The following is a 15,525-nucleotide window of genomic DNA, read 5'->3' as shown; positions in this document are numbered from 1 at the left end:
TACAAAAATTTTTGCCTAGTTCTAGCGTAATTTTCTTAACGTTAAATAGACCCCATATATAAGCAGGTTGGTATAAGTGAGTTTTTACAAATGAGTGCAATAAAACTACATCACCTGAACTCTGGTTAAGAGATTTACTAACATATTGAAAACATACTAGCTTAGCTTAGTTAACCATGGCTGCCAAAGCGGGAGTGAGAGCTGAGTTAGTGTGTTTTCAATATGTGTTAATTTTTCAGATGCCTTGTGCATCTCACCCTGCTCTATATTTATTAAATAAAGTTGATATATAGCAAAGGTGTTAGGGACTGTAGCGGTGTTACAAATTTTGTTTAGTGCGTTTAAAGAAACCGCGAATTTTGAACTGTTCCCAGTTTTTCGGTAAATAAATAATGAGATACACAACAAGCTCGGTAGTGCAATATCTTCGTCACTTACTAAGGCAATACTCTGGGCTATAAGTTGCTCTGCAAGTACATAGTTTGCGTTTGTGCAATGAATAGCGGCTAAGTATCCTTTTGATACCGCAACACAGCGATTATACCCAGATAGATTGGCTACGTTTAGTGATTCAGCGCAAAGTGTATACGCTAATTCAATATCGCCTTGTAACAAATAACACGCGCCGAGCAGCTGTAAAGCGGTACTCTTAAATAGATTCTTTTCTATTGAATCGGTTGTTATATCACATTCGTTTAAGCATAAATTAGCTGATTGGATTGCAGCGTTTATATCACCAGAATATAAATAGAAAAGTGCATTTGTGCTGTAATAGTGAGCCTTCTCTTGGTTCGCGTGTTGTAATGTGGCATTACATATTACTAAGTAATGGTGTGACCTTTTAAACTCACAAGAGAATAGTAAAGTAATTGCAGTGCCTAAATTAGCAGAAAACACTAACGGAAGATCATTCACTTTAATTGCTTTATTAAGGCCTTTATCAAAATATTGTAGTGCTTTTTCATATTGACGATGAATAAGCGCGGCATAACCAAGTTTAATATAGAAGTTGGCCACAATAGCGCTTGGTAATGCGGAGTGAAATGTTGATTTAATTAAAGAAATAGCGAGCTTAATCTTACTGCTCATCATTAATTCATACAAAAGCCCATCGTTATGCAATTCATTTACTAAAATATCTCGGTTCTCTTCACTCGGGTAAATATCCACTTCTGAACGGGCAATCAAGCTTCCTTTTTCACAATTTAAAGCACTCGCAAGCTTATTTAAATTACTCAGACGTATTCTTGTAACTGAGCCATTAAGCCATCGAGTAAGGGTTTTTTCGCTTACACCTATTTGATTGGCAAGCCATAAATGTTTTATCGATTGCTCTATTATATATTGTTGTAATTGCCCTCGATTTAGAAGGGCAGTTTTTGAATTGTTCAATTTTTACTCTTGTAAGTCGGTATTAAATATTTTACGGCTTAGGAGGGATTTCAATTCTGACAAAAGGTTTCCTAACGCAATACATAAAATGTCCGGTTATGTCCGTGGATTAATTTGGGTACGCTTAATATCATATATTGAACACACCCTTGGAGCAACAAAGTGTCGTTTTAAGGTCAACTCAATATTGGATAATAAAATGAAAAAAATAATCACACTTAGTGCATTTACATTGTTAATGAGTAGTTTTACTACACATGCCAATGAGGCTCAAATAAGAATGGGCGTTGAGCTTGGTACAGGAAAAATAAAAGTAGATAAAGATTTTGCAATTTTAAAAGAAGATTTTGACACCGACGGGTTTTCGCTTGGTTATATACTCGGTTATAAGTTTGAAAACAATGTAGTCACAGAGGCTAATTTAGCCTATACATCAAGTGATGTATTATTTGGTACTTTTGATAGTTACGAAACGTATGAATTTAAGGCAATGATAGGGTATTCATTTGATTTAGCAACACACTTTAGGGTTGTGCCAATGGTTGGGTTATCGCGCTGGGAATTAGACACTAAACAAGGGTTTTTTAAACCCAGGCCCTGAGGCAAAAGAGGAATTTTCAGGAACTGATTTTACTTATAAAGTAAGATTTGAAGTACCGCTGGGTGATTTGGTTCTACTTTCACTTTCGTATGCGAGTACTGAAGTTGAGTTCGGCCGCAATGAAACAACTCAATTGGGTATATTATTTGAGTTTTAAAGCTCGTAGCTAAATGGCGAGTAGCCTCGCCATTACTGACTATGTAGATTGATATTACATAGATTCGAGCGTTTTACCGCGTGTTTCTTTAATATATTTAACAACAAAAAATATACTTATAAGTGCCGATAACGCATAAAAGCCATAAGCGCCAGCAAGGCCAATATTGGCCAGCATAATAGGGAAGGTCATGGTAATGGCAAAGTTAGCAATCCACTGCGCACTAGCCGCAACAGCAAGCGCTGCCCCCCGAATACGGTTATTAAACATTTCGCCTAATAATACCCACACAATTGGGCCCCAACTTAAGCCAAAAAATACCACAAATAAGTTAGCCATAATAAGCGCAAACGTACCCATGTTATCGCTAAGTGCAAGTTTGCCTGCTTCATCAAGGCCTGCACTGCCAAATATATAAGTAAGCGCGCTTAAGCTGATAAACATACCAATACTGCCGACTAATAGCAGTGGTTTACGGCCAATTTTGTCAACTAGGGCAATGGCAATAAAGGTCGATACAATATTAGTAGTACCTGCGAGCACATTTATAAATAGCGATTGCGACTCATCAAACCCAGCGGCTTGCCAAAGCTCAGAGCCGTAATAAAACACCACGTTAATCCCCACAAATTGCTGAAATACACTCAGCGCAACACCCACCCAAACAATTGGGTGTACTTTTTTACTGTTATCAATAAATAAATCACGAATACTTGGCTTTTTATCGCTATGCAAAGAGCCTTTAACATCGCTTATTTGCGCATCAACATTGTCGTTCGAAATTTTACTAAATACCGATTTTGCATCGTCTACTTTACCTTGCGCCACTAAATAACGAGGCGACTCTGGAATAAACAAAACACCGACTAAAAACAACACAGCAGGCACAAGCTCAGCCCAAAACATCCAGCGCCAAGCAGCTATATCAAGCATTAAAATATTTTGCGCGCTGCCTGCTGCATCAGCAATTAAGTAGTTACTTAAAAAAGCAGCAAATAAACCCAATACAATAGCGAGTTGTTGCAATGTAGCTAAACGACCACGTAGTGCTGGTGGCGCAACTTCTGCAATATAAGCTGGCGCTAATACCGATGCAGCACCAATACCTAAACCACCAAATAAACGGTAAAAAATAAACTCCGCAGAGCTTTCGCTAATGCCCGAACCAAATGCACTAATGGCAAAAATAATCGCAGTGATGATCATAATTGCACGCCGACCAAATTTATCAGCCAGCGGTCCCGCAGCAAGCGCACCTAGGGCGCAGCCAAGTAACACAGAGGCAACATTAAAGCCCGTAGCTACACTGCTTGAATTAAATGCATTACCAAGTGCCGACACTGTGCCGTTAATAACGCCTGAGTCAAAACCAAATAAAAAGCCACCAATAGCAGCCACGGCCGATATAAATATTACGTAAAAAAGAGAGGTGTTTTCAGCTGTGTTGGCTGAGTGGGAAGGCGGTGTGTGCGTTGTCATTATATGCCCTGAAAGTTAATTTAAAGGTATTAGCTTACTGGCGTTACTTTAAAATTAAGTTACTGCCTTTTTAGATAACACAGACTGAATTTTAATAAATAATATGCTTTGTATAGGAAGTGCCTGTTGGAACAATATTACTGATCTGTACCTTTAAGTGTGCTTTTGCAATTACATAAATTGATTGGAAGTTAGGTAATTGTTTACAAGTGATTATTTGGTGGTTAAGGTAAATGCATTGAATATAGGAACATTGTCGGTTTATAAAACGACAAATATCGTCGATTAAGTTGTTATGTTTACTTCAAGCTCAGAGTGTTAATGGAATATTTATGCCAATAAAAAAATGGATTTTTCAATACGCTATAGCTCTACCAATTATTTTTTCTCTGTTGACAGGCGTTCAATACTTAAAAGGCAGAAGTCTAGAATACTCTATTGAATTCGGTATTTTGTGGGCCTTAGTATCGGTAACCATTTTTGCTATTAGGCGTTTCTACAATTATCGCAAAAATATTAATTGTGCTGTATGTAATGATATACCTAATAACAATCAAGATTCTGGTGGTAGGTAAACATAATAAGTAACAGTTGGCTACGTTTCGCTTCGCTACACAGTTTAGCCAACCATTACTTAGCCTGTTATCTAAGCGTTGGTATGACTACCACTGTCAAGTTAAACGCACTGATCCCTGCCTAACTTTTTTAAGCCATAATTACTTTAGCTCGAATTAGAGCGAGTTAATACATAGGATGAAGCAAGTAATGTCGTCGGTTATCTTGCTGATATTCGTTGGTTATTACTATTTCTAGTAACAGAGCAGACCTTACTTATTTCGTCGTGGCACCTGTCTTCAGTCTATGTTCGTGGTTCAATGAAGCGTTAGCTACATTGCCATCCTAACGCCGTCGGTGGTTGTGCCACTCCCGATGCTTGATCCTATGCATTAACTCTAATTCGTTTATCATGCAGGTACTCTTGCCAATCTAAGTTTTGTATTTAATGGCGTTAGCACCACTTCTTTTGCAATTGCCCATATGTATGCAATCATTTCTCGAGCAATGGCGGTGACAACCAGGTTGTAATGTTTCCCTTTGGCTATCATTTTTTTATAGCGCTTGCAGAGCCTAAGTTGTGCTTTCCACGCAATATCAATAATGTCCTTTGGTAAACCCTCTTGTCGTTTTTGCATATCTGTCGATATATTTGCCGCATACCGATAAGTGTGTGCGCCTTCAACGAGAAGGCGCCTCGCTCGGCCGTTTCCGCATTTTGTGATGGCGCCAATATGGCGTTTGCCACCACTCGAGTGCTCACTAGGTACAAGACCAAGATAACTCATTAATTTGCGGGGGTGGTCGAAGCGCGATAAATCGCCAAGCTCAGCAACAACGCCGGTGGCGACCAACAAACGAACGCCACGCATAGCTTGTATTGCTTTTACTACAGGATAATAACGCCACTGGTGAACATGGTGTGTTAGTTCATTGTCTAGCCGTTCAAGTCGGCTTATTCGTTCATTAATTGTGTGTAAAAACTCTTGTAAGACGATGTGCTGCGCGGGATGTGGCAACACAAGCTCAGTGAGCCAACGTAAATGTTTTTGTGACCAATTTGCAGTGCCTCTGTAATTAATATTATTGCGAAGCAGCAGTGCCTTTAATTGATATTTAGCATCTTTTAAATCCTTCATTGCCACTTCGCGTGCGCGAGATAAATCACGTACGGCTTCATCTTCAGGCTCGGGAACATAAATAGGTGTTAAATCTTCAGATTTAAGTAATTTAGCGAGCTTAAGGGCATCACGTTTATCGGTTTTAATCTTCTCACCTGGCTTTTTGGGAATAAGAGAGGGTGCAACCACATAACAGCAATGGCCGAGACTGGTAATTAATCTGTAAATCCAATAACCACATGGGCCAGCTTCATAAACAAAATGAAGTGTTGCGCCAGGGTATTTGGATTCAAACTGACGAACAAGCTTTTGAACAGCCACTTTGGAAGACGAAACTCGGCCAAGATGAACGGGTTTCGCACCTCTATGTTCTTCAATATAGGCGACTTCATTGAATTCTTTATGTGTATCAAGACCGATAAAAAGTATGCTATGTTTATTCATGTTAGCCTCTGCTGTTTAGTTAATTGACAAACTAATTATGGCTCTGGCTTTGAATTAAGCTAACCCACGAAAAGCGGAGGCTAACACCGTGTGGGAGTCATTATGTCTAGTTTTCAAATAAACTTATGGAGTCAATTTTGAGGTTATTTTGTCTTATTTTAATCATGTTCGTATCTGGATGTGCAAGTATTTATGGGATTACTGGTGCTGATGAAGGAAAAAGAGTCGGCAACTCCTTTAAGTACAATATTATCCATCCGGGCTTGGGTGTAACAATCATTGAACCATATAGTGAAAAATTAATTCCTATAGAAACTATTGGTAAAAGTTCTCCCTCTCCCTTAAACCATACGATAAAATTTGGGACTTCCGAAAATATGCATACGCTAAAGATCGTTGGGAAGTATGAGAAGGACTTGTATCTTGATGATGCATACTATGGTTCTATCTGGAATGGAGATGTACTTGTAAAAAATGGAGTACTATTTATTAATGGTAAAATTGCCGAAAAAATTGAAAACTAACAAGGCAAGTCATCGGAAAAACACTTGCTGGCTGCGCCAGAGCGCTCGCGTTTCCAGCTGCGTGGGACGTTATAAGCACGGATGGATATGAGAGCACTTTATCTACTTTTAATTTTAGTTTCTATAAATATAAGTGCTGATGCTTACTTTCCCAGCTGCTTTGAGTCCTCTACTTTTGAGAGATATGGGAAAAAGCTATTTATTACACCAGATGATTTGTTAAACCGTCCTAATTGGGACTTAGGTGATGGCGAACCACCAATATCAATTGGTAATGCAACAGAAAAAGTTATGTCATTTCTTCGTGATAAATACAGTGTTGAAGACGTGATATTTGCATTTGTTCACCTAAAGAGGCAAGTTTGTTTAATAGACCAGCAAATGCAAATAGTTTGGTTTTACGTTTTCGCTGCTGACACACCAATTAGTCTTGTTGGTATCTCAATGACTGGACGATTGATTGAGGCCGTAGAATGACATTTAAAAGAATATTTTTAGCACTATTTATAGTGCTAAACCCTCCCCAATTCCTTACTTACACCTCAAAGCTCTCAAAGTACTCTTTTTGCAGATCTATAGTAAGCGCTTTAGGGCGAATGCCTTGTACTAGGCTGTATACTTCTTCTTTTGTGTAACCTGCCGAATTTAAAATAAGCGCAGCGACCAAACCTGTACGTCCTGTGCCGCCTTTACAATGTATGGCAATGGTTTGTTTGTGTTGTATGGCCTGTAATATGTCGGTTTTGTGGGTGTTCCAGCTTGATGTAAAAGGCTGTTTGGGTGCTTCGTCGTCATTTATAGGTAAATGAAACCAGGTTATATCGTGTTTTTTGCACTCATTATTAATTGTTTCTACGTTGTTTTTTTCAAGCTCCTTTTGCGGCATAAGTGAAAGCAGCATGTGAGTTTTAGCAGCTTTTAATGTAGCGATTGAATCAGCTAGGTTTTGTGTTTTTGTGCCTGGGCAAGGCGTAAAAATAATATTTGCGCCGTTATTGAGTGATAAAACATCGTACGGATGCGCGCTCATGGTAAGTCCTTTATTTTTAATGAATTTACTTTAATAAGCTCACTATAGCGTGTTTTAGTTACAAGTTTAAGATTGAATAATAAGCATAAATGCTGGATACTGTTTTTATATACAGTTGTGGCGATGTTATGAAAAAAGAATTACCAGCAAAATACTATTTAGCGCATTTTAGAGAGCTTATTGAGTTTGTAACAAGTAAATGTATGCATTTACTTGAGCCCAAACACAGCGAATTTATTAGTAAAATTAATCAGCTAGATGAGCAAAGCCAATGCATGTTGGCGCGTGTGTACTCGCGAAAGCCTTATTTAGTGCAGGCGCAATCGCTTAATTATGAAGAAATAACCTCGCCGCATCAGGCTATTTATACGCTAAAAAAAGCGGGTATTTTATTTGAGCCAAACGAGCAGCATTATTCGCAGCTTTTAGCGCACTTAACTAAGCCTTCTTTGGTTGAGTTGCTAAGTAATTACAGTGAGCAAATAAGCTTTAAAAAGAGCGCCGCTAAAGGCGAGCTGGTGGATATTGCACGTGAGTTTTTTAAAGCGTGCCCACAAGAGCTTGCGCCACTTTATAGCCAGTATGTAATTAATAACCGCAGTGATTACTACGAGTATTTTGAGTTTTTATTTGCAGGCAAACTAAGCGGTGGTGATGTGAATCATCAAAACCGTTTTGTAATGCGAGACTTAGGCTTAACCGCTACGCGCGAAGGACACAGCGAGAGCTTGTCGCGTTTTGAAACACTTGACGAAGCGCAATCAAACTATTTATTAAACCGTTACCGGTTAGCATTTAAAAATATAACAGATGAGAGCGACTATGTTGCTTTAGCGTCGCAGGTTTTAGTGCAAGCTGCACATGGTGCAATAGCCGTTGTATTAAAAAACAAACTATTAGTTAGGCTTTATAGGCAGCTAAAAACAGTTGATAGCAAACTTGCTTTTAGCTTACTTGAAGGGTGCGAGGATGATAGCGAAGCACAAGAAATTCAAATAAGAGAGCAATACAGGCTTGGCAATAAAGAGTGGGTAAAAGCTCGATTAGAAGCCATTATCGAAAACCCGCTCACTGATGATTTACTGTATTTTGCTGACGATTTTTTAATGCGTAAGTTTAATAAAAAAACACGTTCGCGTTTAAGTGCCATGCTTGCCGACACCCAATGCGTGCTAGAAATAGATGAACTGTACAGAGGAGAAGTAGAGCAGGGCGTAAACGATTATTATACTCGCCAAGGTATGGCTGTATTTAATACCGAAAACACGCTTTGGCAAAGTTTGTTTGGTTTAGTATTTTGGCATGAGTTATTTGTGGAGTCGCCTTATCCGCCATGTAATGAGTTTGATATTTATCCGCAAGTATTAAGGCTTGGTAATTTTTATGAAGCGCAGCAAACACAGATAAATGAGCTCTTAGCGCAGTGCCAAACGTCGCAAGCATTACTTAATTTAGTATGCAAACATGCAGCGCAATACTTTGAGCAACCTAACGGTTTGTTTAGATGGCGCAGCAATTTATTAGAGCCACTAGAGGCGCTTATTTTAAACAGCCCTATTAAGGCGCTAATAGCGCACTTAACAGCCATGAGCAAACACTATTTGCAGTTAAAAGACGGCTATCCCGACTTAATGGTCATTAATAATGGCCAAGTACATTTTGAAGAGGTAAAAGCCCCGGGGGATAAGCTTAGGCGCAACCAACTTACAACTATTGATAATTTAAAAAATGTGGGCTTTACAGTACATATTGCTGCGGTTAAATGGTTTGTAGATCCAAACCGTGTTTACAGTATCGTTGATATAGAAACCACTGGCGGCTTAAAAGGCGGTAACCGTATTACCGAAATAGGCCTTGTAAAAGTGCAATACGGTAAAGTAATTGACACTTGGACGAGCTTAGTTAACCCCGAGCGCCATATACCTGGCTTTATTACGTCATTAACCGGTATTAGCGACAGTATGGTTTACAACGCGCCTGTATTTGCCGATATAGTTAAGCCGCTATTAGATAAACTCGCAGGCAGTATTTTTGTAGCCCATAACGTGAACTTTGACTACGGCTTTATTAAAAAAGAATGCGAGGTTGCAGGGCACTTTTTTAAAATGCCAAAAATGTGCACCGTGGTTGAATCGCGCAAAGCGTTTAAAGGCTTAAAGTCGTACTCGCTTGGCAATCTCTCATCGCATTTTAATTTAAATTTAACGAGCCATCACCGCGCATTGGCCGATGCAACCGCTACTGCTGAGTTGTTGTTACTTATTCAGCAATCCCAAATTAGTGAATAAGCAGTAAATCTTGACGCAAGAAGTAGTATGCAATTTTAAGCACTTAGCTTACTTTAGCTAAGTGTTTTTTTCGTGGTAAAAATCCAGTTACAAGCATCGTACCTATAATTACAAATAATGCGCCGAGTAACGTATTTGGCCCAATTTGCTCATCTAAAATTAAATGCCCCCAAAAAATGCCAAATAGTGGAATTAAAAACGTGACTGTTAACGCCGAGGTAGGGCCTATATCGTCGATTAATTTAAAAAATAAAATATAAGCAAGTGCGGTACACACTACTCCTAATACGAGTACACCTAGCATAACGTTGGTGCTTGGTATTTCTCGTATTGGCATAAATAAGATAAGCGGTAATACCATAAAGCTTGAAGCCCACATTGAGCCATGGGCGTTATCAAATGGGGCCAGTTTAGGCGCGTTTTTAGTGTAATGCGATGCAATGGCATAGCAAAGTGATGCGCTTAATGCTGCTACTATGGCTAAAATTGATTGGCTATTTAATACAAAATGATTTTGCCCAACAAGTATTGCAACACCTATCAAACCAAGCAGTAAACCAAGCACCATACTTTTTGTGGGCTTTGTTTTTGTCCATAAAATTCCAACTACAACACCCCATATTGGTGTTGTAGAATTTAAAATAGAGAGTGTGGATGCACTAATAGTTTGGGCTGCGTAAGCAAAAAATAAAAACGGCAGAGCAGAATTAAACGCGCCTATAATAAAAAAGTGTTTTTTATGCTGGATAAACGCTAAACGGCGTTTTAAATACAAAGCAACAATAAATAAAGTAACTGCAGCAAAGCCTACTCTAAACTCAATTAATACTGCAGGCCCCAAGCTGTTAGCTGCCATTCGCATAAATAAAAAAGAAGCGCCCCAAATAGCGGCCAAAAAAACAATCGTAGTAAGCTTGCTAAGGTCATGATAGTACTTTAATTATACTGGTTAGCTTTTAGAGTAACAGGGTTTATAAATGGTGTAAGCCATATTCGGAACTGACACATAAAAATAATAAACCAAGGTTAATAAAGAAAAGTTAATTATGAGAAATACGAAGAGACTGTAACTACCTATCCAATTGAGCATGCTAAATAAAGTTAACTTTCGGTTCGCTTCTTTTCAAAGTCGCTTTTAACTATTTCAAGTGCTTTTAGTACTTCTTCTGGAGCAACATCGTGTTGCTCTAATATCATAATTAAATCTACTGCAAGTTTAATGTATGTTGGAGCTTGATCAAGTGGGTTGGTCATGGTGCTTTTTCTTTTTAGAAATTTGACTAATAGCCACATCAATCGCAGTTTGTACGCGTTCTTCCATATGTGTACGTTCGGCTTGTGGTAAGTAAAATGCCATGTCTACGTCATAGCGAATATATCTTGGTGGCAGTTGGTTTAGTACAGTACAGCAAAAGTCAGCCATTACATCTTCGTTGTATTGTCCATCAAGTTTTCTTTTAATTATTTCTTCTAGAACAATTTTTTCGTAAAAGTTGTGTATATCGTCATGTAATCGCATATTCCTATCACTCTTTGTTAATCCATTTAATTGAGTTTATACCAAGGCTTACTATAAATCGATAGCGGCTTTAAATAGTTGTTTATGTACATTAACTAATGAGGTTAAATTACGTTGATAACCACCGCCAAGGCTGCACATGAGTGGTATTTTCTGTTGTTTACAAAAATTGAGAACAAAAAAGTCACGTTTATATACGCCATTGAGCGATACATTTAATAGCCCTAACTCATCTTTTTCGTAAATATCTGCGCCAGCATTATATAAAATAATATCGGGGTTATGAATACGCACGCAAAAATCGAGTGCTTGTTTTAATGTAGTGAGGTACTCAGCGTCGGTTGTTTTAGCGGGTAATGCAAAATCGTAAGTGGATTGCTGTTTATTACGAGGGAAATTTTGCTCACAATGAATTGAGCACGTAATAATTTGGTCATGATTTTGAGTGATTTGTGCTGTGCCATCGCCTTGGTGTACGTCGCAATCAAAAATTAAAACAGTGTCGGCTTGCTCTGTATTTATTAAATGTGCTGCTGCAATAGCTAGATCGTTAAAAATACAAAAACCGCTACCGTAATCACTGTATGCATGATGATAGCCACCACTTAAATTAGCCGAAAAACCATGTTTTAGCGCGTGTTCACTACTTTGGATGCTTGCCCCAACTGATAGTAGTGTGCGCTCTACCAATTCATTTGAATAAGGAAAGCCCATTTTTTTATGGCTTTATTGCTAAGCGTGCCGTTTAAAAAGTTATTTATATAAGTTTGATTATGGCACAGCGAAAGCTGAGCAGGCGTTGCTTTTATAGGTGAAGTAAAATTATTGGGCGTTAAGCCTAGTCCTTCAATTTCTGCTTTGAGCTTTTGGTATTTTTGTATTGGAAAACGATGGCGCTCAGGAAGCGTTAAAGCAGAATATAGCGGGTGGTAAAAAAGCTGCATTAGCGTAATTGTTGTTTTTCGACTTGTTGAATTTTATCTTCGGTGGCAGAAATTGCTTTTCTGCAGCGGCCTAATCGAGCGTGTGTGCTTAATATTTCAAGGTTAAGCTTTTGTGCTTTAGCAGGCGAGGCTTTATCCATTTGCATTTTTCGCTCTTCAATCATGAGCACTAAACGGCGTTCAAACTCATGGTTTTGTTTTAATTCGTCGTAAAGCTCATGCGACGATTGCATTATTTTTTGTACCGCTTGCTTGTAAACAGTTTGCTTAGGGCGTGGTTTATAATGGCTTTTGTTTTCTTTAACCCAAATAGGCGTTGATTTAATAACGTTGAATACAGCTTGTACTTGAGCTGCAATACGTTCAAGCGCGTAGGTATAAGCATGGCGATGCTCACTTGGCGGTAATCTTGACACTTCATCTTCTATTTCTATTACGTAATCGACTAGGTTCATGCTCTTTGTGCTAAAAACTGCGCGGTCAAACAAGCTAGGTTGCGCTTGCATGTAACGGTTTTTAGAAAAAAGTTTAGCTTTATCAAATTGCTCAGCTTGTTGTTTTAGCGTTGTAACTTGTTGGCGTAGTTTATCTAAAGCCATTGAATGCATATTAAAAGTAAGCCTCGTAAATTAGTTTTAATGCTAAAAGTATAACCATAGTATTAAAGACTGGACGAATAAATTTGCTGCCAAAGCGGATTGCTGAATGCGCGCCAAGCCATGCGCCTAGCATAATAAAAAAGCCCATTGTTATGCCAAGTAAAAAGTTTACATGGCCGAGTGCTACAAAGGTTATCAACGATATAAAGTTAGAAACAAAGTTCATTGAACGCGCTAGACCACAATTGAGTAGCAGGTTCATTTTGTAAAGCATGCCATTGGAGGCTGTCCAAAAAGTACCCGTACCTGGGCCTGCTAAACCATCAAAAAAGCCTAATAATAAACCCTGTAACCACTGTTTTATTTTCATCGCTTTGTTTAGTTTAGGAAGTTTATCACCTTCGGTGGTACTTAAATTACCAAATAAACTATAAGCGGCAACTAAAATAATAATAATTGGGAGTAGTTTATTTAAAAAGTCGATACTTAAATGATCAACAATAACAGTACCTATCAATGCACCTATTGCGGTAGCAATAATAGAGGCTGCCCAAAACTTAGGACTAAATAAGTTCTTTTTATAGTATGTATAGCTTGCCGTTAACGAGCCAAAGCTTGCTGCTAATTTATTGGTGCCTAATGTTAAATGTGGAGGCAAACCAGCAGTTAATAAAGCGGGTACAGTTAACATGCCACCGCCACCGGCGATAGCGTCTATAAAACCTGCGGCAAGTGCAACAGCACATAAAACAGCCCAGGTTGTTGGATCGAGTGCGAGTTCAAACATTAATAATCTATTTGTCTTTTAAAAGGTGGTAGGGTGTCGAGCATGGCTTTACCGTATCGCTTAGTAACTAAGCGCCTATCGAGAATAGTAATACAGCCTTCATCACTCTCTTTTCGCAGCAGTCTACCACAGCTTTGTACCAATTTCTTTGCGGCGTCTGGCACGGTAATCGTTAAAAACGGGTTACCACCTTTGCTTTGTACAAATTCTGCTTGCGCTTCTTCTATCGGCGAAGTAGGTACAGCAAACGGAATTTTAGTGATTATTAAGTTCTCTAAATATTTACCAGGTAAATCAAGGCCTTCCGAAAGACTCTGGGTTCCAAATAAAATACTGCCTTTGCCTTCGTCTACATTTTTGGTGTGTAATTTAAGCAACGCTTCTCGCGACATCTCACCTTGTACTAATAAGTTAAAACCTTTTGTTCTAAGAAACTTTGTTACGTGGTCCATTTGCCAGTAAGAAGCGAATAGTACAAGGTTCGCTTTTTTATCATTTAGGTACTCTGGCAATGTTTTAGCTAAGTGGTCACTAAAGTCTTTATCGGTAGGTTCTACTTTTGATACCGGAATACGTAAAGTGGCTTGTTTTGGGTAATCAAAAGGAGAAGGTACTTTAATAAATTTAACGCCTTCTTCTTTAGCAAGCCCTGTTTCGTAAGCAAAGTGATCAAACGAGCCCAGTGCACTTAATGTAGCAGAGCATAAAACAGCGCCCGCGCATTCTCGCCACAATTTATCTTTTAAGTAGTAACCGACTTCAATAGGGCAGTCGCTTAACAAGTGGTCGTGATGGCTTTTATATTCAAGACGTTTTATCCACCGTGCATGAGGTGTACCTTCACCCTTTTTTGCGTAACTAAACCAAAGTTTGTTTAGTTGTTCTAACCGGTTTATGTATTGGCCACTTTCGCCTAGTATTGGGTCGGCAACGTAAGGTTTTATATCGCCGTCGCTTACATCTTGGGTAAGGGTGTCGTGCATTTTGTTTAAACAGCGCAGTGCATCTTGTGTGGCTTCGCTTATGTCTTTAGCTTTACTGTGCAGCGATTCTGGGATTTCACCGTGTTCAAAGCGGTAAGTATCGTCTTTTGAGTATTCAAAGTCGGCATTATCAAGAATATCGCGAACTACTTTTAAATCTTTATTTGCGTCATTAATACTGTCGCAAAGTTTAAAGTTTTGCCCAATAGCTCTTTGCCCCACTAAGACCTTCGCCATTTTCCCGCTAAACTTAGTGAGCTTATCAAGCCATTCTATTGTGCCTTTTATTGTGGCAGCAGCAGATGAAAAATCGCGTGTTATATGTGCTAAATGGTGCGCTTCATCAATAACGTAAATGGTGTTGTCGGGCTCTGGTAAAATTTTACCGCCGCCTAAGTCTAAATCGGCAAGTAACAAAGAGTGATTAATTACCAGTACATCCATTTGCATTAATTGATTACGGGCAAGTTGAAACGGACACGTTTGATGGGCCTTCATTTGGCGTTGGCATGAATGTTTATCGCAGGCTATTAAGTTCCACACTCTATCGGGTACAGTATCGGCCCAGCTGTCTCTATCGCCTTGCCATTTTTTATTAACATAGGCGTTATATAGCTCATTTAAACACTTGGTTTCCATTGCGCTCAGTGGTGAAGCAAGCGATGGCATAAAATCCATTTGTGTTTGGCTATCGCCATTAACAGCATTGTGTAGTTTGTGAGCGCAAATATAACGATGACGACCTTTTACCAAATCAAATTTAAAGTCGAGGCCTGAATGCTTTTTAAAAAACGGGAGCTCTTTTGCTATTAATTGTTCTTGCAGTGCAACGGTAGCAGTCGAAATAACCAGTTTCTTTTTTTGTGCCAAGGCCAGTGGTAATGCACCTAAACAATAGGCAAGAGACTTACCTGTACCGGTGCCTGCTTCAATAACACATATGCGTTGTTTTTTGTGATAGTCGCCTGCGAGTGTTTTTGCTATTTCGGCAACAAGGTAGTTTTGGCTACTTCGAGGGCGATAATCGTTTAGGTTATTAGCCACATGCTGGTGTACTTGCCTAATTGTTTTTTTTAGTGAGTCAGAAAGCATGGGATGATTT

At 38.9% G+C, this 15,525-nt stretch carries 14 protein-coding genes and 2 pseudogenes; 5 read left to right on the top strand and 11 right to left on the bottom strand.

The window, feature by feature from the left end; genetic code table 11:
- Positions 1 to 156: 156 nt before the first annotated feature.
- Entirely contained in the window at positions 157 to 1,392 is a 1,236-nt protein-coding gene (locus P4S65_RS16195; protein WP_008138531.1) for a helix-turn-helix domain-containing protein, read from the bottom strand.
- Between the two features lie 199 nt (positions 1,393 to 1,591).
- Here P4S65_RS16195 and P4S65_RS16190 point away from each other — a divergent pair, with 199 nt between their 5' ends.
- Entirely contained in the window at positions 1,592 to 1,993 is a 402-nt protein-coding gene (locus P4S65_RS16190; RefSeq protein ID WP_337120581.1) for an outer membrane beta-barrel protein, read from the top strand.
- A 211-nt stretch (positions 1,994 to 2,204) separates the two neighbouring features.
- Here P4S65_RS16190 and P4S65_RS16185 read toward each other — a convergent pair whose 3' ends face one another.
- Positions 2,205 to 3,629 carry a sugar porter family MFS transporter gene (locus tag P4S65_RS16185; RefSeq protein ID WP_337120580.1) on the bottom strand — a complete coding sequence of 475 codons (1,425 nt, stop codon included), beginning with the start codon at positions 3,627 to 3,629 and terminating at the stop codon, positions 2,205 to 2,207.
- Positions 3,630 to 3,961: 332 nt separating this feature from the next.
- Between P4S65_RS16185 and P4S65_RS16180 the strand changes: the two genes are divergently transcribed.
- Positions 3,962 to 4,204, top strand: coding sequence for a hypothetical protein (locus P4S65_RS16180; protein ID WP_193226673.1), 243 nt, complete (start codon positions 3,962 to 3,964; stop codon positions 4,202 to 4,204).
- Positions 4,205 to 4,594: 390 nt separating this feature from the next.
- Here P4S65_RS16180 and P4S65_RS16175 read toward each other — a convergent pair whose 3' ends face one another.
- The gene (locus P4S65_RS16175) at positions 4,595 to 5,749 is read right to left on the bottom strand and encodes an IS110 family transposase (RefSeq protein ID WP_337120579.1); all 1,155 of its coding nucleotides are present in this window, start codon (positions 5,747 to 5,749) and stop codon (positions 4,595 to 4,597) included.
- Positions 5,750 to 5,886: 137 nt separating this feature from the next.
- Between P4S65_RS16175 and P4S65_RS16170 the strand changes: the two genes are divergently transcribed.
- Together P4S65_RS16170 and P4S65_RS16165 are read left to right on the top strand one after the other, a co-directional pair.
- The gene (locus P4S65_RS16170) at positions 5,887 to 6,273 is read left to right on the top strand and encodes a hypothetical protein (protein ID WP_226929071.1); all 387 of its coding nucleotides are present in this window, start codon (positions 5,887 to 5,889) and stop codon (positions 6,271 to 6,273) included.
- Between the two features lie 87 nt (positions 6,274 to 6,360).
- Positions 6,361 to 6,750, top strand: a complete 390-nt coding sequence (locus P4S65_RS16165; protein WP_337120578.1) for a hypothetical protein — start codon at positions 6,361 to 6,363, stop codon at positions 6,748 to 6,750.
- 58 nt (positions 6,751 to 6,808) lie between these two features.
- Here P4S65_RS16165 and P4S65_RS16160 read toward each other — a convergent pair whose 3' ends face one another.
- Positions 6,809 to 7,303 (bottom strand): phosphatase domain-containing protein, encoded by a 495-nt coding sequence (locus tag P4S65_RS16160; RefSeq protein WP_337120577.1) that lies wholly within the window; start codon positions 7,301 to 7,303, stop codon positions 6,809 to 6,811.
- An 89-nt stretch (positions 7,304 to 7,392) separates the two neighbouring features.
- On the opposite strand from P4S65_RS16160, the gene P4S65_RS16155 reads away from it, so the two are divergent.
- On the top strand, positions 7,393 to 9,591 hold the full coding sequence (locus P4S65_RS16155) for an exonuclease domain-containing protein (RefSeq protein ID WP_337120576.1): 2,199 nt from the start codon (positions 7,393 to 7,395) through the stop codon (positions 9,589 to 9,591).
- Positions 9,592 to 9,634: 43 nt separating this feature from the next.
- On the opposite strand, the pseudogene P4S65_RS16150 reads toward P4S65_RS16155, so the two are convergent.
- The 7 genes and pseudogenes from P4S65_RS16150 to dinG form a co-directional block, all read right to left on the bottom strand.
- Positions 9,635 to 10,518: pseudogene (locus P4S65_RS16150) on the bottom strand (DMT family transporter).
- A gap of 174 nt (positions 10,519 to 10,692) precedes the next feature.
- A complete protein-coding gene (locus tag P4S65_RS16145; protein WP_007378179.1) occupies positions 10,693 to 10,845 on the bottom strand; it encodes a DUF2496 domain-containing protein in 153 nt (50 codons plus the stop codon).
- Complete coding sequence (locus tag P4S65_RS16140) at positions 10,829 to 11,110, bottom strand: late competence development ComFB family protein (protein WP_008138519.1); 282 nt, start codon at positions 11,108 to 11,110, stop codon at positions 10,829 to 10,831. The genes P4S65_RS16145 and P4S65_RS16140 overlap by 17 nt, the downstream gene beginning before the upstream one ends.
- A gap of 51 nt (positions 11,111 to 11,161) precedes the next feature.
- Positions 11,162 to 12,054, bottom strand: a pseudogene (locus P4S65_RS16135) (histone deacetylase family protein).
- Positions 12,054 to 12,662: a primosomal replication protein gene (locus tag P4S65_RS16130; protein ID WP_096793435.1), complete on the bottom strand. Its 609-nt coding sequence runs from the start codon at positions 12,660 to 12,662 to the stop codon at positions 12,054 to 12,056. Before P4S65_RS16130 ends, P4S65_RS16135 begins: the two are co-directional and overlap by 1 nt.
- Position 12,663: 1 nt before the next feature.
- Positions 12,664 to 13,440 carry a sulfite exporter TauE/SafE family protein gene (locus tag P4S65_RS16125; protein ID WP_096793434.1) on the bottom strand — a complete coding sequence of 259 codons (777 nt, stop codon included), beginning with the start codon at positions 13,438 to 13,440 and terminating at the stop codon, positions 12,664 to 12,666.
- Entirely contained in the window at positions 13,440 to 15,515 is a 2,076-nt protein-coding gene (dinG, locus tag P4S65_RS16120; protein ID WP_337120575.1) for an ATP-dependent DNA helicase DinG, read from the bottom strand. The genes P4S65_RS16125 and dinG overlap by 1 nt, the downstream gene beginning before the upstream one ends.
- Between the last annotated feature and the right edge of the window lie 10 nt (positions 15,516 to 15,525).

It is taken from the genome of Pseudoalteromonas sp. B131b, assembly GCF_037162545.1.
Classification (GTDB): Bacteria; Pseudomonadota; Gammaproteobacteria; order Enterobacterales; family Alteromonadaceae; genus Pseudoalteromonas; species Pseudoalteromonas fuliginea.
This window is presented reverse-complemented; position numbering and strand designations above follow the sequence as displayed.